The organism is Mesorhizobium sp. M0768, from assembly GCF_040320195.1.
Taxonomy (GTDB): domain Bacteria; phylum Pseudomonadota; class Alphaproteobacteria; order Rhizobiales; family Rhizobiaceae; genus Mesorhizobium.
The window spans coordinates 1-24,445 of sequence record NZ_JAMYPD010000053.1 but is presented as its reverse complement, the minus strand read 5'-3'; the positions used below and the strand labels follow the sequence as shown (position 1 = coordinate 24,445).

Sequence of the window (24,445 nt, the reverse complement as noted above, 5' to 3'; positions counted from 1 at the left end):
GGCGTCGAGCCGTTAGCGTGGCTGCGCCACGTCCTCACTGAACTACCTCAGCGCCCCGAGAACGCAGCCATCGAGGATCTGCTGCCCTTCAACTTCGCCAAAGCAACAGCAGCCTGACAGACCAGATACCGTTCCCGAAGGCCATCCGTCGAAAGCGCCCGCGTCAAGGTGCAGCGAAAATAGCGCTTACAAACAATTTATACTATGTCGATTCTTAAAACTATATAATTCCTAATCTTATGGCGTTTACAGCTGCTGCTGTCCTGCTCGAAGTATCCATTTTTCGCAATACGTTCTTTACATGGAAATTGACAGTATCAACAGATATTTCTAAAATCTGCCCTATTTCCCATGAGGACTTACCGCGGGCTATCCATGAGAGGCACTCTATTTCTCTTGGAGAAAGGGCAGGATCGCTCTCGATGCAGCTCGAATTAGCTAACCGAGTGACTTTCAGATGGAAATGTAGCGCCGCAAATAGCAAGTACGGGACTGTTCCATTTTGGAGTTCGCCGTTCCGGGCTTGAGCGAAGCTCATGATCGCAAGGCTGCGGTCGGGGCCGTGCAATGGGACGCTAATGCCTGACCTTAAGCCGAACGTCGCAGCCTCGTCGAAAACGCGCCGTTCGTCTTCCGTCGTGCTTACGTCGTTGTACACCTCGCTCCATCGAAAGGCGTCTGCTCGCGTTCGACACGTCTTGATGATAGGGTCTATCCTGTCATAGCCCATTTCGAAATAGCGCTCCTGCCATTCCTCAGGAAATTTCAGCAAGACGGCCGGATCGCGTCGGACCGCCTTTAAGCCTTTTTGGTTGAATGAAATTGAGCCATAGGAGACCCACTGGCAATCAAAATTCAGAGCAAAAGCAGACAACAGGTCGAACAACCGCTCGGATTGATCAACGCCATCGGTCTGGTCTAGAAATCGGGCGAATTCGACCGCAAACGCCCCCCCGACTGCCGCGGGGAAATGCATCGACGGGACCAAATAAAACCGGTCGGACACTCTGGTTGCCAGCCCTCCAGGCTGAGGGACCGCAGTCATCGGCGGATGTTCCATAGTCTCGGCTCCGCAGGCATCTTTCGCCGGATGTTGTCACTGGTGGACAAAGCTGCCGGCTGTAGGGCTGCAGCTCTGCGCGCCGTACTCGGCCGGCACCCCCAAAGCTGTAACACTTCCCCGCGGCGGGTAAGATTATCATTGAGTTAAATGTAGGCTATGAAAGCTTCTCTGAAGGTATAACATCATAAATAAAAATTTTTACAAATTGATCTTGCATATCATGTCAATGTCTGCACGCAGTCTCCAGACTGCGTCAGTTGGCCGGCGTGCCGCCGTAGAGGTGGACGTCCTCCGCTCCCGGCATGGACCTGCCATGGTGTGTGTCAAAAGTCACAAGAGGGAGAGCCGTCCATGGAAGAGATTGCCACAATCGGTTCGGATATCGCCAAGAAGGTTTTTCGGGTTCATGGCGTCGATGCTGCCGCAGCAGTCGTCGTTCGTCGAAAGCTTCGGCGCGATGACGTTGTTAAATTTCGGGGTTGCATCATGAAACCTGCAGCGCTGGTCACCGCTTTGAACTCCGCCGTACTCTGATCCATTTCGTATTTTCCGCAAATAGCTTTCATCTCGGCCACACGGGGCGCCAGCCCGCCTCTCTTTTTGTGAGGAATTATGACCATTCTGGCATGATTATTAAATTCACAATCGAGAATTCGTAATAATAATTCACATATAGTTACTATGCATGGTGGTATTACTGGAAAAACCCGGTGGGTATCACCCACTTTGCATAATGCAGCGAGACCTGGAAGCCAAGTCTCGTCAAATCTTACTTGAGAAAGGACGTCCTGATGTCTGCAGTAGAATCCGCAGCAAGAGCTGTGAGCGCCAGTCGTTTCCGCAACACCGCTTCGGTCATAGATCGGACGCGAATGCATTTCGAACGGGCTCACCAACGCGGTCTCATGGCCGTTTACGGACGGTCGATGGAGGGGAGGACGGTCAGGCTTACGAGAGGCGAGCGACGAGGCGATACCGTTGCCGACTATGTACGTTGTTGCTACCTCGGCCTGGACAATCATCCGGCTATCGTTGCAGGCGCGGTTGCCGCAATAGAGGAATACGGATCAGTCCACTGGTCATGTGCACGCACGCGGCTGAATTTCGGGCTCATTGGTAATCTTGAGGACATACTTTCTCAACTGTTTGGGGCGCGCGTTATTGCCTATTCAACAGTTATGATTGCCAATATGGGCGCATTGCCACTCATCGCCTCCGGATATCTAACGGAAGGTCAAAGACCTGTCATGGTGTTCGACCATCGGGCCCATGCCTCCCTCGCCTTTCATAAGCCAGTCGTGGCCGAGGAGACCCAAGTTAAGACAATTCCTCACAATGACCTCGATGCTTTGGAGCAGATTTGCCGCAAGCATCCAATCGTTGCCTATGTGTGCGATGGCGTCTATTCGATGGGCGGCTTCGCGCCGATCGAAGGGCTTCTCCAGTTGCAGGAGAAGTATGGTCTTTTTCTTTACATCGACGACGCGCACGGAATTTCCCTATTTGGCGAAAATGGTGAAGGCTTTGCGCGCTCACAATTGCCCCGCGAGCTCGGTGAGCGCACGATCGTCGCGGCGTCCCTCGCCAAGGGCTTCGGCGCGTCGGGTGGCATGCTCATGCTTGGAACGGCGTATCAGGAAGAGCTGTTTCGTTGCTACTCCATTCCGCATGCCTTCTCGGCGTCGCCCAACGTCGCAGCTGTTGGTGCCGCTATAGCCTCGGCGGAAATTCACCGGACGAGCGAGCTCAAGGTTCGCCAAGGTGAATTGGTCGAGCGCATCGCCTTTTTCGACGAGCTCATCGAGACAGATCAGCGAGGCGCCTCTCTGCCAATTCGTATGATCAAGGTGGGCGACGAATTCGCAGCCATCGATTTCGCAGAGCGCCTGCTAGATGACGGCTTTTATACATCCGTCACGTTCTTTCCGACGATCGCTCGCGGCCACGCGGGCATACGCATCTGCCTGACCGCAAGTCACAACCTGTCGGATCTGGAGCGGCTCTGCAGCAAGATTCAGAGCTACAAACCCGTGTTTACCACAGCCTAAGCCCAGAATGACGCCGATGCTGACGGAGATGCTAAGTTGATTATGGCTGATCATGATCCGAAACTCCGAAAATCCCGCCTTGCGCACGAGCGCGCAAAAAAGGTCACGCCCGGGGGCAATCCGCGCAGCAGTGTCCATGAGGCGCACTTCTTTCTGACTTCCGGGAAGAGAGCGTATGTAACAGACGTCGACGAGAACTCCTATCTGGATTTCCAGACTGATCCGAGCGTATGGCCACCCCGATGTGAATGCCGCGCCCATGGAGCAAATCGGCTGGGGGCTCAGTTTCGCCAATCCCACCGAGAGCGAGATCGCGAAAGGGTGCCTCTCTTCGAGCAGGTACGCTTCACCAATACAGGTAGGAGGTAGTGATGATGGCCATCACGGCCGCGTGCGCTATCACCGGACGCCAGAAGAGGACGAAGTACGAGGCGGCCCATCACAGCAATTGTGACTATGTGGAGGCTAGCTTCGATTTCGTTCCCGCCGACCGGCAAACGGAGACGAAGGGCTCCAATACTGGAACCCCGGGGTCAGTCCTGACCGAGATGGTTGTCATTCCGTTCAACGACATCTTTGCGATGGAGCGGGTGCTGGCGCGGCAAAAGCAGACGCTGGCGTGCGTCGTCATCGACCCCTTTGCGCCCCGCGCGGGGCTCGTACCTGTCAATTCCTCGTACCTAAGTTTCTTGTGGGAGTTTGCAGCCCGCCACGGAATATTGGCGATTTCACATGAAATTCCGAGTTTCCGGTTGAATCTCCGCTTTTGGACCCGCTATACCCAGATCGCACTATTTGGCCAGGTTCTCTCTCTTTCTGATCGCCTGGGGATCCATGATCGTGCCGGTAAGCGAAATGACGGTTCTGGTCGCCACAACCCCTCCCTTCGCGGTGCTCTTTGCTCATTTTCCCCCTTCGAGTGGTCATCAAAGGCGACTATCTTCGGTCTGTTGGTAGGCTTCTTCGGCCTGGCCACCTTCTTGGCCATTCCGCAGTCGCCACGTTTCAGCTGAGCGGGAACGTGGCATCGCTCCTAACCTCTCTGGGAGCGTCTGCGGGGTTATGCTCTGTCCAGCCATGCGATGGCCCGGCTGCAGGAAGGAAATGCCTCGTGAACGGAACGGCGGTCATGAAGTGCGCCATTCCCATGCCGCTGCCGGTGAGCCTCGCCTTCGAGAAGCCTTGGACGATCATTCCGACTGTTCAGGCTCTTAGCGCTCTCCTGTTCCTTGGTGTCATGTCCACAGCAGTGGTCTACGTCGTCTGCTACCGGCTAATAAGCTTGAGGGGGCCAGCCTACGTCACCATGCATCATTACTTGCCCCAAGGCCAAATATCGAGCTTACTACAGTATTTTATGCGTGAAACAATATGCTTCAATCAGGTCATACCGATGATGCCAAAACGTTGAAACGTTGTCATAGATCGCAGGATTGATGATCAACTAACTCTGACTCTCTTTGGGACAACGATCGTGCTTGTTCTTGAGACATCGCGTCTTTTCATTCGCCCCTTAGCCATTTCTGACTTGGAAGACGTTCATCGGCTTCACACCGATGATCTCGTCGTGCAATCGCTGTTCTCCGGCGAGCCTCCATCGTGCGAGAACACACAAGAAAAGATGAAGCAGTATGTGCGGGAATGGCGGCAGAACGGCTTTGGCTTTTTCGGCGTTTTTCTGAAGGATTCGAAGGAACTGGGCGAGTTCGCGGGCCGCGCAGGGCTACGGTATTTCGAGGATACGACGCACGTCGAGTACGGCCTTTGCCTGTTCGGGCATGTTGCCGGCCGTGGGATCGGCCCAGAAGTCGGCCGAGCGATCCTGCGCTTTTCGTTCAAAGAGCTCAATCTGGAGCGGGTCGTCGCGGTAATTCGGCCAGAAAACAAACGCTCTATTCGCGCGCTGGGAAAGATCGGATTCACGCACGTGGAAGACAGAGAATACGGCGACCACGTGAAGGGCTTCTATGAGGTGTGCGCAACTCAGTACGGCATCGCGCGCCAGAGCGGCGGAACCAGAGCACATACGGACTGAACGTCGGTCACTCGTCGGCTGCTTTGAGCGGCCTCATTCATGGAGAGAACTCATGAACGTCTTGACGAAGGGGATAGATACCCCGGACCGCGAAGGCGCCCGTGAGGTTCACCCGGATAACGTGATCCCATTGCGCAAGCGGAATGTTGCTGACCGCAAGCGGCTGACCGTTGGGACCTTTCGGCGAGTAGCCCGCATTGCAGACGAGCGCGGACACTGCTCCCCAGCGCTCGTGGACATTGGGGAAGAAGCGGCCGAGGCCATCTTGGTCCCGTGGATCGACCGTGTCGGCGTGGGTATTGCAAACTGGGAAACGGGCGCGGAGATTGACCGCGGCAGCCTCCACCCGCTCTCTCGTCTGGCTGAAGAAGGCGACGCGCCAGCCCGCCTCGATAAGCTGCGCGACGGTCGCAAAGCCGATCCCGGTCGCTCCGCCGGTCACGACCGCAATGCCCACAGGTTCGCGGTCTTCCGTCACACTGCGGACGGCATGTCGCGAGCAGCGTCGCGGTCAAGCGTGCCGTCGAAGAGAGAGAGCGCTGGGTGGGCGTCGGGATCGGCCATGACCTCGACAAGCCAAGGTAGCCCTGAGGCGAGCGCCTCGTCGAGAGCAGGCCCGATGTCGCCCGGCGCCTTGACTACGGTCGCACCGCAGCCGCACGCCCGCGCGATCGCCGCGTGGTCAACGGGAGCGAAATGGCAGGCGCTCGTATAGGCCCCGAACTTCACGGTCTCGGCATCCTTCTGGAAGCCGAGCACGCCGTTGTTTAGGACGATCACGACGACGGGCACGTGGCTGCGCACCATCGTCTCTAGTTCCGCCCAGCTGTGAGCAAAGCCGCCATCGCCTGTGACCGCCACAACCGGCGCCTCCGGCCGCGCGATCTTCGCCCCGATCGCAAGGGGTAGGCCCCAGCCGAGGCCGGCGAGGCCACGCGGCGTGAGAAAGCGCTGGCCGGCGCGCTGCGAGCGCAACTGACCGACGATCCACATGGACGAATAGCTCGCGTCCGCCACGACGATCGTCTCGGGAGCGAGGCGCGCCTGCAGCTCCCGCATCACGCGCTCGGGTCGGATGGGACTCCTGTTGCTGCCCGCGAGCGGCGCACGGTCCTCCTCAAAAGCGGCCCAGGCGGCCGCGATGCGCATTTCGGCGTGCGCTCGCGCGGTGCGGCGGTGCGACAGGTCGAGGCGCTCGATGGCCTCGCACAGCGTGTCGAGCGTCGCCGCCGCATCGCCCACGAGGCGCAGCGCCTCGTAGTTGCGGCCGATCTCGGTCGGGTCGACGTCGATATGGATGACGCGTGCGCACGCCGTAATCTGGCGCCAACTGTCCGTTCCGTTTTGGTTGGTTCGCGTGCCGACGAGGAGGGCGACATCGGCCTCGTCGAGGATCGCCTTCGTTCGCCGGCCGAGCGAGCGCGGACCGGTGAGCGAACCGAGCACACCGCACGAGAGGGGATGGAACTCATCGACTGCACCCTTGCCCATGTTGGTCGTGAAGACGGGCAGATGTGCCGTCTTCTGCAGGCGAGCTAGCGCCACCGAGGCCATGGGCGAGGTTGCGCCGCCGCCGGCGATCACGACGGGCGCACGGCCCCCCGCGATGAGCGCGGCCGCCTCGCACAGAACGTCGTCCTCCGGCCGTGCGCGGTCGATCGGCCAATGGCCGAAGCTCGCGCGTCGGATATGTCTTGGCGTGACGGCCGGCTCACGCAGGAGGTCGGCCGGAAGCAGGAGCACCGCAGGCCCCGGCCGGCCACTGCCGGCCGCGATGAAGGCCTGGTCAACATAATCATCTGCCCGGTCGGCGGTAATGATGCGGCGCACCCATTTGGCGCAAGACGAGAAGAGGGCGAAATGGTCGAGTTCCTGGAAGGCGTTGCGGTCGACCTGCGGCCGCTCGACCTCCTGCACGAGAGCAACGATGGGCACGCTCGCCTTGAGGGCCTCGGCGAGCGGCGGTACAAGGAGCGTGGCAGCAGGTCCGTTTTGGGCGGCGACCACCGCAATCCTGCCGGAGACGCGGGCAAACCCGTCCGCCATGGCGCCGCCCATGTTCTCCTGCCGGTAGGCGAGCTGGCGGATGCCGATCGCCTCGCAGGCGAGGATGACGGCGGACGGTAGGCTTTGTCCAAAGATCACCTCGATCCCGTGGCGCTTCAACGCACGCGCAATCGCCTCTGCGACAGTCTCTCCCATGATCACTCACCCTTTAGCGTATCGAGGAGCGCCGCGCGCTCGTCGAGGAACCGGTCGAACACGTTTGCGACGAGCGCGATGTCGTCGTCGCCCATGGGGGTTGAGAGACAGGCTGCGGCCGCGTTGGGCAGGGCAATGCCGTTCGCAGAGAAGAAGCGGCTGAGCTCCTTCATCACGGCGTCCTCTCGCGGGCCGAGGAAGGCTTCGCGGAACTCGTGGGGCGGCCTGCGCCGCGGGTGGATACGGAAGAGGGAGGCGGCACCTGTGACGTTAAGGGGGGCGCCGTGCCGCGCGATGATGCGTTTTAGACCGTCCCGCAGCCTATCGCCCAGCCGCTCGAGGTGGTCGAAAGCGGCGCGGTCGAGGGCTTCCATCGCGGCGAGCCCGGCCGCCATCGAGAGCGGATTGGCCGAGAAGGTACCGCCCTGCGGCAGAACAGGACGGCTTGATCCGGCATCGAAGACTGCCATCACCTCGCTGCGGCCACCGATCGCGCCGATAGGGAGCCCGCCGCCGATGATTTTGCCGAGTGCGAAGAGATCGGGTGCGAGCCCGTAGCGCGCCGAGGCACCTTCGTAGCCCTGTCGGAGATTGAGGACCTCGTCGCTAATAACAAGGATACCGTGACGACGGGCCGTCTCTTGGATGGTGGATACGAAATCCGGCGAGGGCGAAAGGAGTCCACCGCGGCTCGGCATGGGATCGACGAGGACGGCTGCGAGGCGCCCCGCATGTTCCGCGATCAGCCGGCGCGCACCCTCAGCGTCATTGAAGCGCAAGATCACGACGTCATCGAGCACGGTTTCCGGCATGCCGCGGTAATAAAGAGTGGCCGCGGGATGTTCGGGATCGCCCCACGTCTGAGGCGTGGCGGCCTGGCTGACTTCTACCCAGTCATAGGCGCCGTGATAGGCCCCCTCGATCTTGGCAATCGCGGGACGCCCGGTGAACGCCCGCGCCGCCTTGATCGCGAACATGACCGCCTCAGCTATTGACGAAGCGGATGCGGTCAAGGTGTGGAATGCGGGCGCAGAGAAGCTCGGCGAGTGCAATTTCGATCTCGGTCGGGTTTGCGAAGCAGCTTCCGCTCCTGAGCTGTTGCGTCACAGCCTCGATCACGGGCGGGAAGGCGTGGCCGTGGATGAGGGTCGTGAAGTTGCTGTTAAGGTCGAGAAAGCGGCACCCGTCGATGTCGACGAGAAATGCACCCTCTCCGTGATGCATGTAGCGGGGAATGGGATCGCGCTCGATCGTGACCCGCGCCGTGCCGTCCGGGAAAACCCTACGCGCCCGGCCGAAGGCCTCGGCCGAACGCGGCCCGACGGGCGGATGGGGGGAGAATGCTGCTTGCTCGACCACACGGCTCTCCTCTTGCTATGGAGGCCGGGACAATAGAAGAGAATGTATTTGATGCAACAAAAATGTTGAGTGAGGAGTATTGCCGGCTCAGTCGCCGCGAGAGTGCACGAGATTGCTCAGCCGACGGTATCCGTCGCGTAGGTCATTTTCGATGGCCGCGCGAACCGTCGCGGGATCACGATCCTTGAGGCCGCGCAGGGCCCACTGATGATTCGCCACGCCTTGTCGCTTGATGGCGAATTCGGGATAGAGACCGTTGAAAGACGGGCCGATCCTGAGCCACTGCGATTCGATCATGGCGACGAGGCGCGGCATCTGCGAGCGCTCGTAGATGCGAAAGTGGAAATGCTTGTTGAGCCGCAGCACCTCCATGTAGCGCCTCTCGTCGAGAGCCGTGTTGAGCTTCTCCTGCGTGTCCTCGAGAAAAGCGATGTCGGCCTCGCTCACGTGTGGCGTCGCCTCTTGAGCGGCGAGGCCTTCGAGGGCGAGGCGGATCTTTGTGACCTCGTCAAGCGCGGCCATTGTTAGCACGGGCACCACGACCGTTTTCGGCCCGATATTGACGAGCGCACCTTCGCCAATCAGCCGGTTGATGGCATCGCGCGCCGGCGTCGTCGAGACGTGGAGCGCTTGCGCGACTGAGCGCACCGTGAGCTTGGTGCCCGGTTCGCACTGCCCGCCGATAATAGTGTCCTTCAGACTCTCATAGGCGAGCTCGCCGAGGCTACTCTGGCGGTCGAGGGGCGCGAGTGGTGCTTGGACAATGTTCTGATGCATGAAGGACCAAAGTGCTGATCGAGGGGTTGGACCATGAACCTCGCAAACCTGCTTGACAAGGGCTCTGGGTCAGTTCAGTGTTACATCAAATATCAAAAACTGGTGAATCGCGAGTGGAATACTCGACGCCGGATCAGTGGACCGGCATACCGCCGGCCCAGCAAACCGAGGGGCGAGGGTGGACGCAAGGCAAGAAACATGACCGGCAGTCCCGGATCGATCGAAGGCGTGTCGAAGGCGTACGGGCAGGTGCTCGCGGTGGACGGGTGTCGCTCGCCGCGCGCGAGGGCGAGTTCGTATCGCTCCTGGGGCGTTCCGGCTCCGGCAATGGTGATCGCGGGTTTCGAACTTACAAGCGCAGGACTCGTCCGGGTGGGCGCGAGGGACATCACGCACGTGCCCGCCCAACAAGCGCGATATCGGCATACTCTTCCAGATATACGCGCTATTCCTGCACATGACGGTCGCCCAAAACATCCTTTCCGCTCAAGATGCGAAAGGTGGAGCGCAGCGAGATCGAGCGGCGGGTGGAGGCAGCTCTCGCCCTCGTGCGCCTCGAAGGCTACGGCGCCCGCCTGCGAACTGTCGGGCGGCCAGCAGCAAGACATCGCAGTAGCCCGAGCACTTGTTTGCGAGCGGCCGGTACTGCTTATGTCCGAGCCGCTCGGCGCGCTCGACAAGAAGCTGCGGGCGAGATGCAAATCGAGATCAAGACCCTGCAGCAGCGCCTCAAGGTGACCGTCATCTACGTGACGCATGACCAGGAGGAGGCGCTCACCATGTCCGACCGCGTGGCTGTGATGAGCAGCGGCGGCCTGGCCCAAAAGCGGGACGGCATCGTCAACAACACGCTCATGGAGGCCGGCTCGTCGCGGCCGCGTTGTGCCTTATCTACACCGATGGCGCTGTCATGATATCCATGACGCACGTGCTCCTGCCCTTCATGAACCTGCCCATTTACCTGGCGTTGCGCACGATTACCTAAGGACTCACCCGGGCGGCGCGCAATCTCGGGGCGGGCGGGGCTACCACTTTCTTAGGACCGTCCTGCCGCTCAGCCTTCCCGGCGTGTTCGTGGGCTCGCTCATGACCTTCATCCTGGCGATCGGCTTCTACGTCACGCCCGCTCTAGCATTGCTGCCGACCACACTCCTCATTGTCCTCGTCTTCCGAAAGGCTCTCTCTCAACAACGGTTCTATGGTGTCGACTGACGCAAGCTCTGTGGCCGGGGCTGCCGGGCCGTTCGCACCTCCCGTGCGCATCTCGCTCGGTATCGTCCTCTTCGAGCTCGTGGTCGGGCTCGTCCTCGTCTTCCTTGCCGCCGACGCTGCTCGTCCTCCTGCCGCGGATGCTGGCGTGCGGCGGTGTCGGCTTTGCCGGTTCTGCGGAACTGGCCCGATCGAGGCCGGAAATGAGAATGGCGGTCACCGAGGCGGTAAACTGCTCATCCTCGACGACTTTGGAACTCACAGTCTCACCGACCAGCAGCGCTTCCACCTGTTCGAAATCTTCGAGGAATGCTATCGGCGCAAATCCACAATCATCACCGCCCAAGCCCCGGTGGCCAGATGGCATGACCTGATTGCAGACCCACCGTCGCCGACGCCGTTCTCGACAGGATCGTTCACAACGCCCAGCGCATCGTGGTCCAGGGCGACAGCATGCGAAAGCAAAAAGCCGCGCCCTCACCGCCACCCAAAACCGCGAAAACAATCATCCATGAACGCAACAAGGCACCCGAGGACCGACATCGCCAAACTGTCCCGGCATTAGCGAAACTGCTGTCCGGGAATTAACGGACCTCTTGTTCGGCTTTGCAAAATCCGCAGGTTGTCGAAGCCTCAATGATTCTCGGCGGACGGGATGAACCTTCATAAGGAGCCGATCGGTATCGAGAACGCCGCCCAAATGGCCGTTGTAGTAAACGATGTCGGCCTCGCCCTTCCCCGTCTGTGTCGAAACGTTACGCACTCCAGTTCCGTTTCGCAGAGGCAGAAGTTGCGGTTAAAGGCCGTTCCACGAATGGTCGGCCGCAGACACGGCGGGTGTGCGCAGGATCTGCTCGTACTGGCCACCGGTCCCGCCATGACGAGCTTGCTTTTGCCCTTTGCCATGGCCGGAGCAAGCAGAACAAATGGCAAAATCGCACCGACTACGCGTGCTCGATGACCATCGGCGATCGGCGCTATCGTGGCCTGTTGCTCATGACTCCCTCTCCATTGTTACGCATGGCAGCTTTGCAATTTGATGTAACATATCTGGACATATAGATTCCATTGTTCCATGATGAAGCCAATTTGGTGCATCATGGGGAGCGGAATGGTCCGGGTGTTCGTGTCGAGCCTTTTCCACGAGGGCAATAGCTTCAGCGCGGTCCAAACGACCCTTTCCAGCTTCTGCGTTGTTCGCGGAGCTGCGCTCACGGCCAAGGCACAGGTCTCAAACGCCTCACTTGGCGGTGCCTGCAGACGTCTCGAGCGCGCTGGAGCGCTCATCCTTCCCGGCCTCTCGGCAGTGGCTCCGCCGGGCGGGCCGATCGTCGATGCCGTCTATGAGCGCCTGCGTGACGACATTGTCGCAGCAGTTCGAGAGACGGAGCCCGACGGTGTCTATCTCGACCTTCACGGGGCCATGGTGACCGAAATACTGGACGATCCTGAGGGCGATCTCATTGCGGCGATCCGGAAAGCCCTCAGGCCGCGGGTTGTCATCGCCGTCAGCCTCGACCTGCACGCCCACGTCACCGACGCAATGCTTGCGAACGCCGACATCATCGTTGCCTGCAAGGAGAACCCGCACACAGACTACCCTCTCGCGGGTGAACGGGCCGTGGAACTCATGCTCGCGATGCTCGAAGGCAGGATTGTACCGGTTACGGCCGCCGTGCGCCTACCTATGATCGTAGGCGTCCAGATGGAAACCGCCCACGGGCCGCTCTGTGAGGTACACCAGTTGCGACGCCAGATTTCGGCGCAGGAGCCGGCCGTCCTGGACATCTCGATTTACAATACGACGACGCTCGTCGACGTTGCCGACGGCGGCCAGTGCATCACGGTGACGACTGATGGAGCAGCGGATGTGGCCGCGGAGATCGCGGCCCAGTTGGCACACGAGCTTTGGCTGAAACGGTTCGCCTTCAAGCCAGATTTCGTGCCTCTCGAGGACATGCTGGCGGACGTGGCAGCGGAACGTCTCCAGGGCCCGGTCATCGTGGGCGATCAGGGCGATCGCGTGCTCGCAGGTGCCGCGGGAGATGGAACCGTCATCATCAGTGAACTGCTCTCGCGCTGGCACACTATCCGGGCTCTCATCCCGCTAACAGATCCAGAAGTGGTCGCTGCGGCGGGCAGGCTCGGTGTCGGTTCTGTCTATCGAGGACCGATCGGTGGCAGGCTGTCGAAAGGTATCTCTCCCGTAGACGGCGAATGGCGAATCGAGCATCTGGGCGACGGACATTTTGTTCACGACGGCCCTTTTCTCGCGAACGAGCCCGGCGCGCTCGGCGCGACAGCCGTGCTGCACCGGGACAATGTGACGGTCCTCGTGACGAGCCTGCCGGGCTTCACGCAAGATCCGGCCGCCTTCCGCAGTCAAGGCGTCGATCCGGCCGCCTATGACATTGTAGTCACCAAATCCGGCCATCATTTCAAGATTTCTTTCGCCTCGGTCGGCCCCTGCATCGTCGTCGACACGCCCGGCATTTCGAATTTCCAGCCCGGCCTGCTGCCGTTCAAGAAGCGCAGGCCGATCTTCCCGGAGGACGAGGTTCCTGAGCCGAACTTCGCGGCACGCCTGTTTGGGCGAGTTTGGACCTAGCAGAACGTTAATCTCTTCGAGGCACCACCTTTTCACTCTTCCCGGAATGTCCTTGGGAAGGAGCTCGCGATCGGGTGATGTGCAGCCAGGACAATGATCCGTCCCATGACGTCCTCCGTTCTACTAGCCCCGACGATTGGAAAAATTCCCATGAGCTTCATCGAGAAGACCATAAATCTCTCCGATTCCCCGCTCCTGAAGGCCCAGTGCTAGGTGGACGGCGCCTGGATCGGGGACGGTATCGACGCGGTCGACAACCCGGCGACGGGGGAGGTTCTGGCCAAGGTGCCGCGCTTCGGCGAGGCCGAGACGATGCTGCGGTCAAGGCCGCGAGCCGGGCTTTCAAGCCATGGGCGCGGAAAAGCGCCAAGGAGCGTTCGCAGATCCTGCGCACATGGTTTGAGCTGATCATGGCGAACCAGGAAGACCTAGCGCAGATCATGACCGCCGAGCAGGGCAAGCCGCTGGACGAGGCGCGCGGAGAGGTCGCCTATGCCGCCTCCTTCGTCGAGTTCTACGCCGAGGAGGCCAAAGCGCATCTAAGGCGAGACTATTCCGTCGCCGTTCCCGGGCTCGCGCATCATCGTGCAGAAGCAGCCGGTCGGCGGGCGCGGGCTTGATCACAAAAGTGCAGCCCGCCGCCAGGCCCGGCGAGCATTTGAGCGTGATCATCGCAGCCGGGAAGTTCCAGGGCGTGATCGCGGCGCGCGCCGCTGACCGCACTGGCGCTGCGCTCGCCGAGCGGGCAGGCTTTCCCAGAGGCGCGCTCAACGTCGTGACAGGCGATGCGGTCGCGATTGGCATGGTGATAACTCACATCTGGCGGTGCGGTTCATCAGCTTCACCGGCTCGACGCCGGTCGGCAAGCTCCTGATGCAACAGGCGGCCTCAACGGTGAAGAAGGTTGGGCTCGAACTCGGCGGCAATGCCCCTTTCATCGTCTTCGACGATGCCGATCTCGAGGCGGCGGTGGCCGGCGCGATCACGGCCAAGTTCCGCAACATGGGCCAGACATGTGTCTGCACCAATCGGCTTTTCGTGCAGGAAGGAATCCATGATGCCTTCGTCGAGAGGTTCGCCGGCAGGGTTGCCGAACTCAAGGTCGGCAACGGCGTCGAGGTCGGCTTCGTGCAGGGGCCGCTCATCAATCAGCGTGCGGTCGAAAAGGTCGAGCGTCACGTTGCCGACGCCGTCGCCAACGGCGCCAGGATAATCATCGGCGGCAAGCGCCATGCTCTCGCCCGAAGCTTCTATGAGCCGACTGTTCTGTCGGGCGTCACCACGATGATGCTGGTTATGCACGAGGAGACCTTCGGCCCCGTCGCCCCAATCTACTCCTTCCGTTCCGAGGAGGAGGTCGTCGCGCTCGCCAACGACACGCCCTTCGGGCTGGCAGCCTATTTCTACACCAAGGATCTCGGCCGCGCCTTTCATGTCGCCGAGGAGCTGGAATGCGGCATGGTTGGCATCAACTCCGCCATTCTCGGCACCGAGGTCGCCCCCTTTGGGGGCGTCAAAGAATCCGGCCTCGGCCGCGAGGGGTCCCTCCACGCCATCGACGAATTCCTCGAGATCAAATACGTCCTTGTGGGCGGACTCAGCCCTGACGCTGGCGCAGCGAAAAAGGCTCGGCTGTCTGGGCGCCGAGTGTGCCACGTTTTGCAGAAGTTTTTTCCGGCCATGGGGCTGCATCGACCAGGCCTGGCCACGAACAGCCCAGCCATATCTGCGCGCCATGACGGTCGTGGCCACCGGTCTCGTCCAGGAAAACGAAACGCTCGGATTCTATATGGTGCTGCCACCCCCGTCGAGGCAGCGATGCCGTGTCGCATCGGCGCGACGCGGCGAGCGCGTTCTTCAACAGCCTGCTCTGCGGCGCACTGTCCTATCCAATTCGTCCTCCTCCAACGCGCAGATAGGCGCCGGCAACATAGCTCGCGTTATCGGACAGAAGCCAAGCGATCGCCTCGGCTATCTCCCGCGCGTCGGCGGCCCGGCCGATCGGGATTGTGACCTCGGCCTCGGCGATCTGAATGGGATCGGGAAGCTCAGTTCGTGTTGGCCCTGGGCTTACCGTATTGACTCTTATGCCTTCGCGCGCGACCTCCTGGGCGAGTGCCACGGTGAAGGAGTTGATGGCGCCCTTCGAAGTTGAATAAGGCACCCGTCCTCCCGAGGCTTTACCCTCCGGATCAGGCTGGAAGACCGGGTCGGGTGACAGGGCACCGCCGGTCTTCGACAGCCCGGACGAGATGTTGACGATCCCACCGCCCTGGCCGCCGCGCCGCGTCGACATGCGTCGGATTGCCTCAAGCGAGCAGTACAGCGTCCCGAGGAGATTGACTTCAATCACTTGACGAATGCCGGCAGGGTCTAAATCGATGAAACGCCCCCGCCTGCCGACAATGCCGGCACAATTCACAAGAGCGGTCAGCGTCCCGAACTCACGGTCCAGGGTACCGAACATTCCCGCAACCTCGGCCTCGTTCGCGACATCGCCCTGTACAGGAACGGCCCTGCCGCCGGCCCGCTCGATATCCGCTACGACACGGTCTGCCGGTGTCCGATTGTGTCGATAGTTGACGCCGAGAGCCCACCCCTGTTCGCAGAGAAGCCGGCAGGTGGCGGCGCCGATGCCCGTGCTGCCGCCGGTCACGAGCGCAATTTTCGAGGATCCTGTCGTCACTTTGACCTCCATTCTAAAGGCACAGTTCGCGCCGCGCCGAAGATCTGCCAAGTGGCGAGCCCGAGTACCCGCGCCGCTCGTGCCGAGCTCGGGCGGATCGCTGCCCCGACCAGACAGACCAGGCTATCGCGCGGAAGATTGTGAAGCCGCCCCAGCGCTTCAGCATGTAGTCGATTGGCTCAGCAACCGGAGAGCTTCGGGACGATTGGCCCGCATCCATTCCTCAAGTGCCTCCGCGATCGGCCGGCTTTCCTGCCGGCGTCGTTCGCGCCATCTCCGCTGGTGCGGGGAGGTGAGGGGCTGCTGATTGTCCTTGTTTGCCAAGGGTCGGAAATGGTGAGATCGACCAACCGATTAAGTCGACGGCACGCTGAAGTATCGCCTCAGTCTGGGCACTGTTGGGTGAAGCGGCAATAACATGTCCAATGCGGTCTCGGTGATCGCCCTTCCTCACGATTGGCGTCTTGGGATCAACATAAAACTTCACCTCGGAAACGCCTGATATAGCAGCCGCCCGACTGTCGCCGTCGATCCAATCGAGGGTGCCATCGCGATCAGGAATTAGGTACCGCACGGCCGCGGCGTGCGAACGCCTTTTGCGCAAATCCCATTCGCCGCCGCTGACAACCTTGATGTGTTCGGTTATGAGATCGACACCGTAAGCCAGCTGAACCAGTTGAGGATCGGTCCCACCCGGAAGACGCGGATTGACTTCAATGACAACTGGGCCAAGCTTCGTCCACCGGAATTGAATAATCGTTGGCCCCCATCCAAGGTCGAGAGCTCGCAAACAACTCAGCGAAATATCGGCGATGCGCTTATGCTCGTCCTCAGTCAGCGGGGCCGGATGGATGCACTCACGAAAGACGAAATGCGGTAGGGGGCCGAAGTCAGCGGCGGCAATCGCAATGACCTCAGTTCCCATTATATCAGCGCCATAGAATGGGCCTTGTGCGAATTCTTCAACCAGTATCTTCGGCGAAGACCGCCATATATGCTCCCCGCCCAACAGAAAAGTCGTATGTTCGGCTACATCGTCGACATTACGGCACAATCGGACACCGCTGCTGCCGGTGCCTACGGCTGGCTTAAGAATCACCGGCAAGCCGATCTCAGCGGCAGAGCTTTCTACGTCCGTCGCAGTCGCTGCCAAGCGATAAGCAGGTACTGGAACGCCAGCCTCCGCAAGGAGCTGACGCTGAACGTACTTGTCGCAGCATCGTTCAATCGATGCTGGGTTCGGTCCCGGTAGATTGAAATATCGGCAGAGCTTGCCGACTGTCGCATAGACCTCCTCCTCGGCGGCCGTAATACCAGCAATGTCATAGGTCGCACCCAGGCGGGAACATTCGTGGATTAGTGCATCGAGATTGTCTGTATCGACACGGATTGTCTCGATGCGTTCCGCCGCCAGATAGTCGTAACGAGCTGGATCAGTCGACAGGGTAATTGGGTGAAGACCAAGACGTTGGGCCGCTTGGATGAATAGCAGACCAGTACGCGCATGGCCTTCAACCATGATGAGCGCTCTTCTTTTCATTGGCGTTGACCCTCCGTTGCGTGCTGTGCGGTCAGAGCGTAAAATAGATATCGCGTTTTATCCTTGCCTCTCCTCAGACCTTGGGATGAACGTACCATTGTCGGCGATTTGCGGTTGCAAAGCTTCTGTGAAATGTTTTGGTAGGATCTGTTGCCCGTTAATTGCCGGCGGTGTGACAAGAAGCGTCTCGACGAGCCTCGGAGAATTGTGATCTTCCAGAGACCCCAGTATAACAAGTCAGTCATCCAGCATCTGCGTGCGCTGGTACCGGGCCAGACCGGAGTTCTGTACAGCTCGCCTGCTGAACAGACTGCGAGCCCCCAGCCTGGTCACGTGTTGCTCGGCATGTTGATGCCTCTTGCTGAGTGCGTTCAAACAACATGATTTCTACTGCTCCCAGGCTAGCAGTCCTATTCACGAGCAGCTGGTTCCCTTGTCGCTGAGGGTTCGGTCATGAAGGTGTTAGCCGTCTTTTTTACCGCAGCTGAGACTGGACTTTGGAACACGCTGGAGGTCGGCTGATGCGGGTTCATTTGGGGCTAGATGCGCCGGCGCTCATGGCGCCGCGGGCTGCGGCGTGATAGCGATCGCTCGGAACAGACTTGCCTTAGGACAGACAGCGGCGAAGGCCAGGCGGACGCGCGAGATCGTTTCGGCAACGCGGGGGCTGAGCTTGAGAAGCCTGAGCCGCACTGTGGCGAACTTGGCGTTGCGCACATGACGGGTCGTGGGCACCGCCTCGCGCAGGGTGAGCATTAACCAGTATGCGGCGGTGTGCAGAACGAGACGGACCTGACAGGCTTCTCTGATTGGGGTCGTTGAGGTCAAGCTCCTCCTGATATTTTTCCGGACCATGTCGCCCCGCGGGTCACTCGCTTCTCTTCGCTGTCGACGTTAGGCCGCCGCATGATGTTGAGGTGGACGGGCCCGCACGGCATCGATGCGCCAAAATGAGGTCGTTGCAGAACTCTAGCAAAGGAGACCGTCCGTGGAACAAATTATTCGAATTGGCATCGAAACGTCAAAGCACGTCTTCCAACTCCATGGCGTAAACGCGGCTGAGGAGCCAGTGCTGCGCAAGAAGTTGCGGCGCAAGGAGGTGGTAACATTGTTTGAGAAGCTGTCGCCGACGGTGGTAGCGATCGAAGCGTGCGGCGGATCGCACCAATGAGCGCGTCTCCTGCAGTCGTTCGGGCACGACGCTGATCCCTCCGCAATATGTCAAACAGTACGTAAAGACATGGTCAGGTGAGCATATCTTCACTTGGACTAACCTGCTCCGCGATCGCGGAGCGGCAAGGAAGGTGTAGGCCGACGGCGCGATCTTTATGGCTTCGTTCGTCGCGCTGGTCAGGAGTCCACAAGAAGCTCTCGCTTTCTCAGCATGGAGTGGCTGCTCGCAGCCCATTCCATCGGACAAAGGAGGAGTTTGTCATGACCCAACTTCGCCAGCGCAGGGACTGATGGGGTTGTCTAATCGCCGCTTGGACGTCAAGCATGTTGTCTAATCGCCGCTTGGACGTCAAGCATGTAATTGCGTCGAGACGACGCTGCCGGGTGCATGGTTGTCTTCGCGGTCGACATCAGTCGCCGCATGATGGAGCTCCGCGGACGAGCCTTCAATGTGGACGACGCACTTTGCTGAGACAGCGGTGCAACCCCATCAGCGGAATGGCTCGGCTCACGTCCCGGCAGGGACGTCTCAGGCGCTCAGATCCTGAACGCTATTCGCAAGATTTCATGCTGTGGCGCCTGCATTTCGATCAAAGAACTCACCGGTCTTGAGCATCGAATGCATTATCACCGCCAGTTTGCGCGCCACAGCCACGGCAGCTCGTTTGAAGCCAACCCTCTCCCGGAGCTTGAGGCCCCACGTGCGCAGGCTGCTGTCGATCGAGCTGCGTGTCAGGATGACCGCCGCAGCCTCATAGAGAAGTCCCCGCAAATGTCGATCGCCGCGTCGGGATATATGGCCGTCATAATCGACTTCTCCCGATTGGTAGCGGCGAGTTGTCAGGCCGATCCAAGCGGCAACAGAGCGGGACTTCTTGAAGTTGCCCGGATCTTCAATGGCAGTGGCGAAAGAGGTTGCGGTAATGGCGCCGATGCCGGGGATCGACATGAGTATGCGGCATGCTTGGCTTTGACGTGCATCTGCGACAAGCTGGCGCCCAAGCTCGGCGGCACGGATGCGAATGCTGCGCCAGGCTTCCAACATCGGTAGGACGACAGGAGCAAGCTCGCTCTGATCGATAAGAAGGCTCCGGACATTCTTTTCGAATGTAGTTCCCTTACCGGCGGGAACGAGCAAGCCGAACGTTTTCATGATCCCTCGGATCTGGTTGGAAAGCTCGACGGTGATCCGGACCAGCCGAGTGCGTGCTGCCACGAGCGTGCGGGTCAACATACTGTCGAAGCCTTTCACGCGCACCTCGCGAAAGAATCCTGCTTCAGCAAGACGCGCCAAACCATCGGCGTCATTCGCATCCGTCTTGTTCGCCGCCATATCGAGAGCGGCTTTGGCATGGCGCGCATCGATGCAGATGGCTGGCAATCCCTCGGCGCGCAGCGCATGATAGAACCAAACTGACAGCGGGCCGGTTTCGAACACGACGCGCTTTGCGGCCGGCGCCCGCTTGCGGACAAGCTCGGCAATGATCCTGGGATCAGATGCGCACTTCCCGCGCCAGATCCGTTCGCCTTCACGGCGGATCGACACTGCCGTCTCTTTCATCGACACGTCGAGACCGATATGTTCTTCCATGGCTGTTCTCCGTTGATGCTGGGCCCGGCGTCCAGTCGTGAGCCCTTATTTCATCTAATCGGGGAACAGCCACCCTCCAAGGCTATGATCGGTTCCAGGGCGCGTCGCTCCCGCGATTACCCCATGTGGACGCCCCTTCGCGTTCAACACCCAGCTGTCGTCTCTGCGAGAGGATATTCGGACCTATCAGGTCTATCTGGTCAACGAGAAGAAGCTGTCGCCCGGCTCGATTCACGCCGCCATTGCGGCGCTACGCTTTCTCTACAATGTGACGCTCGATCGGGACTGGGCGCCTGAAGAGGTCCTCCCGCTTCCAAGAAGCCGCAGAGGCTATCGATCGTCCTCAGTCCCGAGCAAGTTCAGCGGTTCCTCGGTTGCGTCCTCGACGTCAAACACCACGCCATCCTGACCACTTGCTATGCCGCCGGCTTGCGCATCTCGGAAGCGGTTCAGCTGAAGCCCACGCCAGAGAATTGTCATCGGCGTCGAGCAGGCAAAGGCCAGAAGGACCGCTACGTGATGCTGTCGCCGAAGCTGCTGGAGATCCTGCGCGACTATTGGAACATGCGGCGGCCAAAGGTGTGCCTCTTCCCCGGCGATCGCGCCGGCCAGCCGATCACCAGCAGTGCGGTGGGACAAGCCTGCGCGAAAGCGCACGACCTCTCCGGATTGTCCAAACCGGTCACGCCACACAGTTTGAGGCACGCCTTCGCGTGCATCTGTTGGAGGCCGGCGCCGACGTGCGCACCATTGAACTGCTGCTCGGTCACCGCAGCCTCGCGACCACCGCCGATTACCTGCGGATTGCCACCAACAAGGTGTGCGCCACGTCGAGCCCCTTCGAGCTCTTGCCGCGTCCGGCGCCCACCGTGCCGCCGCCTGCCAAGCCGCAATAAGCGGCGCGGCAGTCCAGTCCAGATCGATGACATGGTGGAGCGAGCACAGCGCCACACCCCGTTTTCGTCCTCGCCAGTTCGGCTATCCGTTGTCGGTTGGTAGACAGGTTTGTGGGGTTCAGAGCCCCCTCCCATGTTTCAGGTCAACGGTTCTCTACACATGACGCCTCCCTTCGCTCCGTCGGGTCCCGGTGAACCCCGTCTTCACCGCTAGTATGAAGGCGCTACGACCTCCCGCTCACGCATACCTGCTCGCTTATAGTTTCGGTCACAGGCCCCACATGCGCCTCCCATGTTCGTGCTCGCCGAGGCGCTCCCGATGAGCGTGGAGGACGCTCATCGAGCCTGGACCGATGGTCAACCGGCGGTTCCTGTTCCGGCGTACTTCGCTTGTGGACGTAAGCGGGATCTCATAGGTTCCCTGGCGATCCATCCCATGCCTTTGCCCTGCTCCAAGACCCCGGCCGAGCCGCCACCTCGCCTCTGGCGGATCGGACGATGCTGCCCCTGGGCTACCCTGAATGCCTCCGCATGCACATAATCTCGAGGCTGACACATGGCTTCAGCTCCGGTCGATCCAGATCGCCGGCAAGCAGATGTTGGCCAAGCCTCCGAACCGACGGTGATCAGCTGCGGATCAGCATACTGTCGAAACCTTTGGCCCGAACCTCTCGGTAGAGGATGACCTCCGCCAGATGTGCCACGCCGTCGCATCCTTCGCATCGGTCTGGTCCGCGGCCATATCGAGCGCAGCCTTGGCATGCCGCGCGTCGATGCACATTACCAGCAGGGGCCCTCTGCCGTCAGCGCAGGATAGAACCACATTCACAGCGGCCTCGTCTCAAACACGACCCGCTGTATAGTCTCGCCACAGGGTCCGACAGGACCATGCGGGCGCTCTGGACTCCTTTGTGATCCTTATGCGTGTTCCGCCGTCTCAGACCGCGAGGCTCACCTTGTAATCGGTCAGGAAATCCTGCAGCGTCAGGATACGCTCTATCCTGCTGCGGTTGTCGGTGGCATCGAGCACCGCGCGGGACCGCTCAAGGGACAACAGCGGCGCCAATGCCGCATTGCGGTCATTCAGCAGCGCAGCGAAACGCGTGCGCAGCATTTTGTCATAGGTGGGATCCTGGATATCTGGGTACGCGCACTTTACTCGCTGCACCACCGATTGCGGGAGCAGGTCCGCGGTGGCGGCCCGCAGCAGGCTCTTCTCGCGCCTGTCGAAAGTCTTGTGGGCCCATGGGGTGCCAAACACGTACTCAACAAGGCGGTGGTCGCAGAAAGGGACCCGCACCTCGAGGCCCAAAGCCATGCTCATCCGGTCCTTGCGGTCGAGCAGCGTCGGCAGGTAACGCGTGAGAGAGAGATAGCAGACCTCGCGCATCCGACGCTCGTGCGGATCGGCCGAGGCCGGCCCGGTCAGGGCGGGTACTTCCGCAAGTGCCCTGCGGTACTGCTCGTCGAGGTAGCCGGGGACGTCAAGTTTCTCGACCAGGCCGGGGTGTAGGAAACACCGCGCGAAATCGTCGGTATCTTCGATCCAGGGAAACGTGTCGCGCTGAACGTGCGCGAGGTCGTGGAAATACGAGTAGCCGCCGAAAAGCTCGTCGGCCGACTCCCCAGACAGGGCCACCGTCGAGTGTTGCCGGATGGCCCGGAACAGCAGGTAGAGAGAGTTATCAAAGTCGCCCATGGTCAACGGCAGGTCCCGTGCGTGGAGAGTGGCGGCCCGCACGTTCGGGTCCATGAGTTCGTGCGCGGACAACGTGATGTCCGTGTGGTCGGTACCAACCTTTTTCGCGACCTCCTGCACGTACGGTCCATCGGGTGTGGGGTGCCGCGGGCCGGGGATAAAGTTCTCAGTGTACCCGACGAAGTCGACCGCGAAGGACCGGATCCGCTCGTCGCTGAAGCGCGCGGCCAGTGCGGTCATGGCCGAGGAATCAAGCCCGCCCGATAAGAGTGTGCACAGCGGCACGTCGGCGACAAGCTGCCGCTGGATCGTGTCCTCGAGCAACTCGCGGACGCGCCGAACGGTGGTAGGCACGTCGTCGGTGTGCCCGCTGTCGGTGAGCTGCCAGTAGCTCATCTCCTTGATGCCGTCGCGGGTCACGCGGACGATGTGGCCGGGCCGTACCTCACGCATCCCGCGGAACACGGTGCTGCCCGGATCGGGTATGAAGGACAAGGTGCGACGAAGCCCGTCGGCGTCCATGGCCGGTTCCGCGAGACTATTGGCGAGGATCGCCTTTGGCTCCGAGCCGAATAACAGTCCGTGCTCGATCGGGTAGTAGTAAAGCGGCTTGATGCCGAGCCGGTCGCGTATGAGAAGCAGTTCGCGCTTGGCGGTGTCCCAGAGTGCGTAGGCAAACATCCCGTTGAGTTCGCTCACGGCGATGCGGGGGTCGCGGTGGCCCCACTCGCGGTGGGCGCGCAGCACCACCTCGGTGTCACTGCTCGTGTAGAACCGATGGCCCAGGCCGGCAAGCCGTTGACGCAGCTCGCGGTAGTTGTAAGTCTCGCCCGTGTAGACGAGCACCAACGCCGGCCGGCCCTCTTCCTGGTGCGTCATCGGCTGGCGGCCGCCCTGGATATCGATGATCGCTAGCCGGCGGTGTCCCAGCGCCGCAGGTCCGTCGATCCAAGTCCCCTCGTCATCCGGACCACGATTGGCCATAGTGGCCGTCATGTCGGCGATCTCCCTGCGCGCGTCGGGACTTCCTAGGTCACGATCGAAATCAATCCATCCACAGATGCCGCACATATTTTGGCTCCTTGCCTTTGTCGTGCAACTTCGGGACCGGAGGCACCGCAGTTGCGAACAAGCGACGAATCTTCACGCCCGTCTCATCGATTCAAGTTGAGTAAACTCGATGCGTCGCGACGGTTCATTCCCAAATACCCTAGCAAACCCTACAAAAAGCGCACCGACCTGTTCTGGTAGTTGTCAAGTGGAGGTTTTGTTGCAACGGTTGAATAGGGGATCTGTCGCCACCTGAGATCTGTCGCCACCTGAAATCTGTGGTCGCGTCCCTACAGGTGGTGTAGCTCGGCGGTAGCGAAGCCGCTCGCGAGCGCGCCGTCGATAGCGCTGTAGATGCTATGGGCGGCGGCGAGCGTGTGGCACCCTCGACGCTGTTGAGCAGCTACCTAAGGAGCGCCCCATGTCACCATCCTTTGATGCAAGCAAATCCCTTACTGCCCTTGATCAGGACAGCACGTTGGTCGCAGTGATTGAGATGAGCCAGACAA

The 24,445-nt window shown here is 60.5% G+C and carries 17 protein-coding genes and 9 pseudogenes; 14 read left to right on the top strand and 12 right to left on the bottom strand.

Annotation, left to right across the window (positions count from 1 at the left end):
* The coding region (locus NKI08_RS32580) for a transposase domain-containing protein (RefSeq protein ID WP_352775333.1) at nucleotides 1–117 on the top strand (117 nt) is incomplete at its 5' end.
* A gap of 103 nt (nucleotides 118–220) precedes the next feature.
* Here the strand turns inward: NKI08_RS32580 and NKI08_RS32575 are convergent.
* Nucleotides 221–1,060: a LuxR family transcriptional regulator gene (locus NKI08_RS32575; RefSeq protein WP_352775330.1), complete on the bottom strand. Its 840-nt coding sequence runs from the start codon at nucleotides 1,058–1,060 to the stop codon at nucleotides 221–223.
* A 354-nt stretch (nucleotides 1,061–1,414) separates the two neighbouring features.
* Between NKI08_RS32575 and NKI08_RS32570 the strand changes: the two are divergent.
* The 5 genes and pseudogenes from NKI08_RS32570 to NKI08_RS32550 all read left to right on the top strand — a co-directional run.
* A pseudogene (locus NKI08_RS32570) lies at nucleotides 1,415–1,537 on the top strand (IS110 family transposase); the annotation flags it as partial.
* A gap of 317 nt (nucleotides 1,538–1,854) precedes the next feature.
* Nucleotides 1,855–3,111, top strand: coding sequence for an aminotransferase class I/II-fold pyridoxal phosphate-dependent enzyme (locus NKI08_RS32565; protein ID WP_352775327.1), 1,257 nt, complete (start codon nucleotides 1,855–1,857; stop codon nucleotides 3,109–3,111).
* A gap of 371 nt (nucleotides 3,112–3,482) precedes the next feature.
* Nucleotides 3,483–4,124 (top strand): hypothetical protein, encoded by a 642-nt coding sequence (locus tag NKI08_RS32560; protein WP_352775324.1) that lies wholly within the window; start codon nucleotides 3,483–3,485, stop codon nucleotides 4,122–4,124.
* A gap of 98 nt (nucleotides 4,125–4,222) precedes the next feature.
* Nucleotides 4,223–4,522, top strand: a complete 300-nt coding sequence (locus NKI08_RS32555; RefSeq protein ID WP_352775321.1) for a hypothetical protein — start codon at nucleotides 4,223–4,225, stop codon at nucleotides 4,520–4,522.
* Between the two features lie 63 nt (nucleotides 4,523–4,585).
* Nucleotides 4,586–5,146 carry a GNAT family N-acetyltransferase gene (locus NKI08_RS32550; protein ID WP_352775318.1) on the top strand — a complete coding sequence of 187 codons (561 nt, stop codon included), beginning with the start codon at nucleotides 4,586–4,588 and terminating at the stop codon, nucleotides 5,144–5,146.
* A gap of 37 nt (nucleotides 5,147–5,183) precedes the next feature.
* Here the strand turns inward: NKI08_RS32550 and NKI08_RS32545 are convergent, their stop codons facing one another.
* The 4 genes and pseudogenes from NKI08_RS32545 to NKI08_RS32530 all read right to left on the bottom strand — a co-directional run bounded on the left by NKI08_RS32545 (nucleotide 5,184) and on the right by NKI08_RS32530 (nucleotide 9,484).
* Nucleotides 5,184–5,603 carry an SDR family NAD(P)-dependent oxidoreductase gene (locus NKI08_RS32545; RefSeq protein ID WP_352775315.1) on the bottom strand — a complete coding sequence of 140 codons (420 nt, stop codon included), beginning with the start codon at nucleotides 5,601–5,603 and terminating at the stop codon, nucleotides 5,184–5,186.
* A 17-nt stretch (nucleotides 5,604–5,620) separates the two neighbouring features.
* Nucleotides 5,621–7,348, bottom strand: coding sequence for an acetolactate synthase catalytic subunit (locus NKI08_RS32540; protein ID WP_352775312.1), 1,728 nt, complete (start codon nucleotides 7,346–7,348; stop codon nucleotides 5,621–5,623).
* Between the two features lie 2 nt (nucleotides 7,349–7,350).
* Nucleotides 7,351–8,572: pseudogene (locus tag NKI08_RS32535) on the bottom strand (aspartate aminotransferase family protein).
* Nucleotides 8,573–8,794: 222 nt separating this feature from the next.
* Nucleotides 8,795–9,484: a GntR family transcriptional regulator gene (locus tag NKI08_RS32530; RefSeq protein ID WP_352775309.1), complete on the bottom strand. Its 690-nt coding sequence runs from the start codon at nucleotides 9,482–9,484 to the stop codon at nucleotides 8,795–8,797.
* Nucleotides 9,485–9,517: 33 nt separating this feature from the next.
* On the opposite strand from NKI08_RS32530, the gene NKI08_RS32525 reads away from it, so the two are divergent.
* The 5 genes and pseudogenes from NKI08_RS32525 to NKI08_RS32505 form a co-directional block, all read left to right on the top strand.
* A complete protein-coding gene (locus NKI08_RS32525) occupies nucleotides 9,518–10,222 on the top strand; it encodes an ATP-binding cassette domain-containing protein (RefSeq protein ID WP_352775306.1) in 705 nt (234 codons plus the stop codon).
* Nucleotides 10,180–10,398, top strand: coding sequence for a hypothetical protein (locus NKI08_RS34815; protein ID WP_502899696.1), 219 nt, complete (start codon nucleotides 10,180–10,182; stop codon nucleotides 10,396–10,398). Before NKI08_RS32525 ends, NKI08_RS34815 begins: the two co-directional genes overlap by 43 nt.
* A gap of 341 nt (nucleotides 10,399–10,739) precedes the next feature.
* Nucleotides 10,740–11,281, top strand: a pseudogene (locus tag NKI08_RS32515) (ATP-binding protein).
* A gap of 523 nt (nucleotides 11,282–11,804) precedes the next feature.
* Nucleotides 11,805–13,301, top strand: coding sequence for a M81 family metallopeptidase (locus NKI08_RS32510; protein WP_352775304.1), 1,497 nt, complete (start codon nucleotides 11,805–11,807; stop codon nucleotides 13,299–13,301).
* A 77-nt stretch (nucleotides 13,302–13,378) separates the two neighbouring features.
* Nucleotides 13,379–13,780 (top strand): annotated as a pseudogene (locus NKI08_RS32505) (aldehyde dehydrogenase family protein); the annotation flags it as partial.
* Here NKI08_RS32505 and NKI08_RS34810 read toward each other — a convergent pair.
* Complete coding sequence (locus NKI08_RS34810; protein ID WP_502899697.1) at nucleotides 13,740–13,973, bottom strand: hypothetical protein; 234 nt, start codon at nucleotides 13,971–13,973, stop codon at nucleotides 13,740–13,742. The pseudogene NKI08_RS32505 and the gene NKI08_RS34810 overlap by 41 nt on opposite strands.
* Before the next feature lie 201 nt (nucleotides 13,974–14,174).
* Between NKI08_RS34810 and NKI08_RS32495 the strand changes: the two are divergent.
* Nucleotides 14,175–14,825: pseudogene (locus tag NKI08_RS32495) on the top strand (aldehyde dehydrogenase family protein); the annotation flags it as partial.
* 361 nt (nucleotides 14,826–15,186) lie between these two features.
* Here the strand turns inward: NKI08_RS32495 and NKI08_RS32490 are convergent.
* From NKI08_RS32490 to NKI08_RS32475, 3 genes and pseudogenes are all read right to left on the bottom strand, one after another.
* The gene (locus NKI08_RS32490; RefSeq protein ID WP_352775302.1) at nucleotides 15,187–15,999 is read right to left on the bottom strand and encodes an SDR family oxidoreductase; all 813 of its coding nucleotides are present in this window, start codon (nucleotides 15,997–15,999) and stop codon (nucleotides 15,187–15,189) included.
* 211 nt (nucleotides 16,000–16,210) lie between these two features.
* Nucleotides 16,211–17,527 (bottom strand): ATP-grasp domain-containing protein, encoded by a 1,317-nt coding sequence (locus NKI08_RS32480; protein ID WP_352775300.1) that lies wholly within the window; start codon nucleotides 17,525–17,527, stop codon nucleotides 16,211–16,213.
* A gap of 555 nt (nucleotides 17,528–18,082) precedes the next feature.
* A pseudogene (locus NKI08_RS32475) lies at nucleotides 18,083–18,328 on the bottom strand (transposase); the annotation flags it as partial.
* Between the two features lie 187 nt (nucleotides 18,329–18,515).
* On the opposite strand from NKI08_RS32475, the pseudogene NKI08_RS32470 reads away from it, so the two are divergent.
* A pseudogene (locus NKI08_RS32470) lies at nucleotides 18,516–18,765 on the top strand (IS110 family transposase); the annotation flags it as partial.
* A gap of 500 nt (nucleotides 18,766–19,265) precedes the next feature.
* On the opposite strand, the gene NKI08_RS32465 reads toward NKI08_RS32470, so the two are convergent.
* Entirely contained in the window at nucleotides 19,266–20,291 is a 1,026-nt protein-coding gene (locus tag NKI08_RS32465; protein ID WP_352469319.1) for an IS110 family RNA-guided transposase, read from the bottom strand.
* Between the two features lie 115 nt (nucleotides 20,292–20,406).
* On the opposite strand from NKI08_RS32465, the pseudogene NKI08_RS32460 reads away from it, so the two are divergent.
* Nucleotides 20,407–21,187 (top strand): annotated as a pseudogene (locus NKI08_RS32460) (tyrosine-type recombinase/integrase).
* A gap of 629 nt (nucleotides 21,188–21,816) precedes the next feature.
* Here NKI08_RS32460 and NKI08_RS32455 read toward each other — a convergent pair.
* Both NKI08_RS32455 and asnB read right to left on the bottom strand, forming a co-directional pair.
* A pseudogene (locus NKI08_RS32455) lies at nucleotides 21,817–22,045 on the bottom strand (IS110 family transposase); the annotation flags it as partial.
* A gap of 79 nt (nucleotides 22,046–22,124) precedes the next feature.
* Nucleotides 22,125–23,957: an asparagine synthase (glutamine-hydrolyzing) gene (gene asnB, locus NKI08_RS32450; RefSeq protein ID WP_352775297.1), complete on the bottom strand. Its 1,833-nt coding sequence runs from the start codon at nucleotides 23,955–23,957 to the stop codon at nucleotides 22,125–22,127.
* Nucleotides 23,958–24,445: the final 488 nt, after the last annotated feature.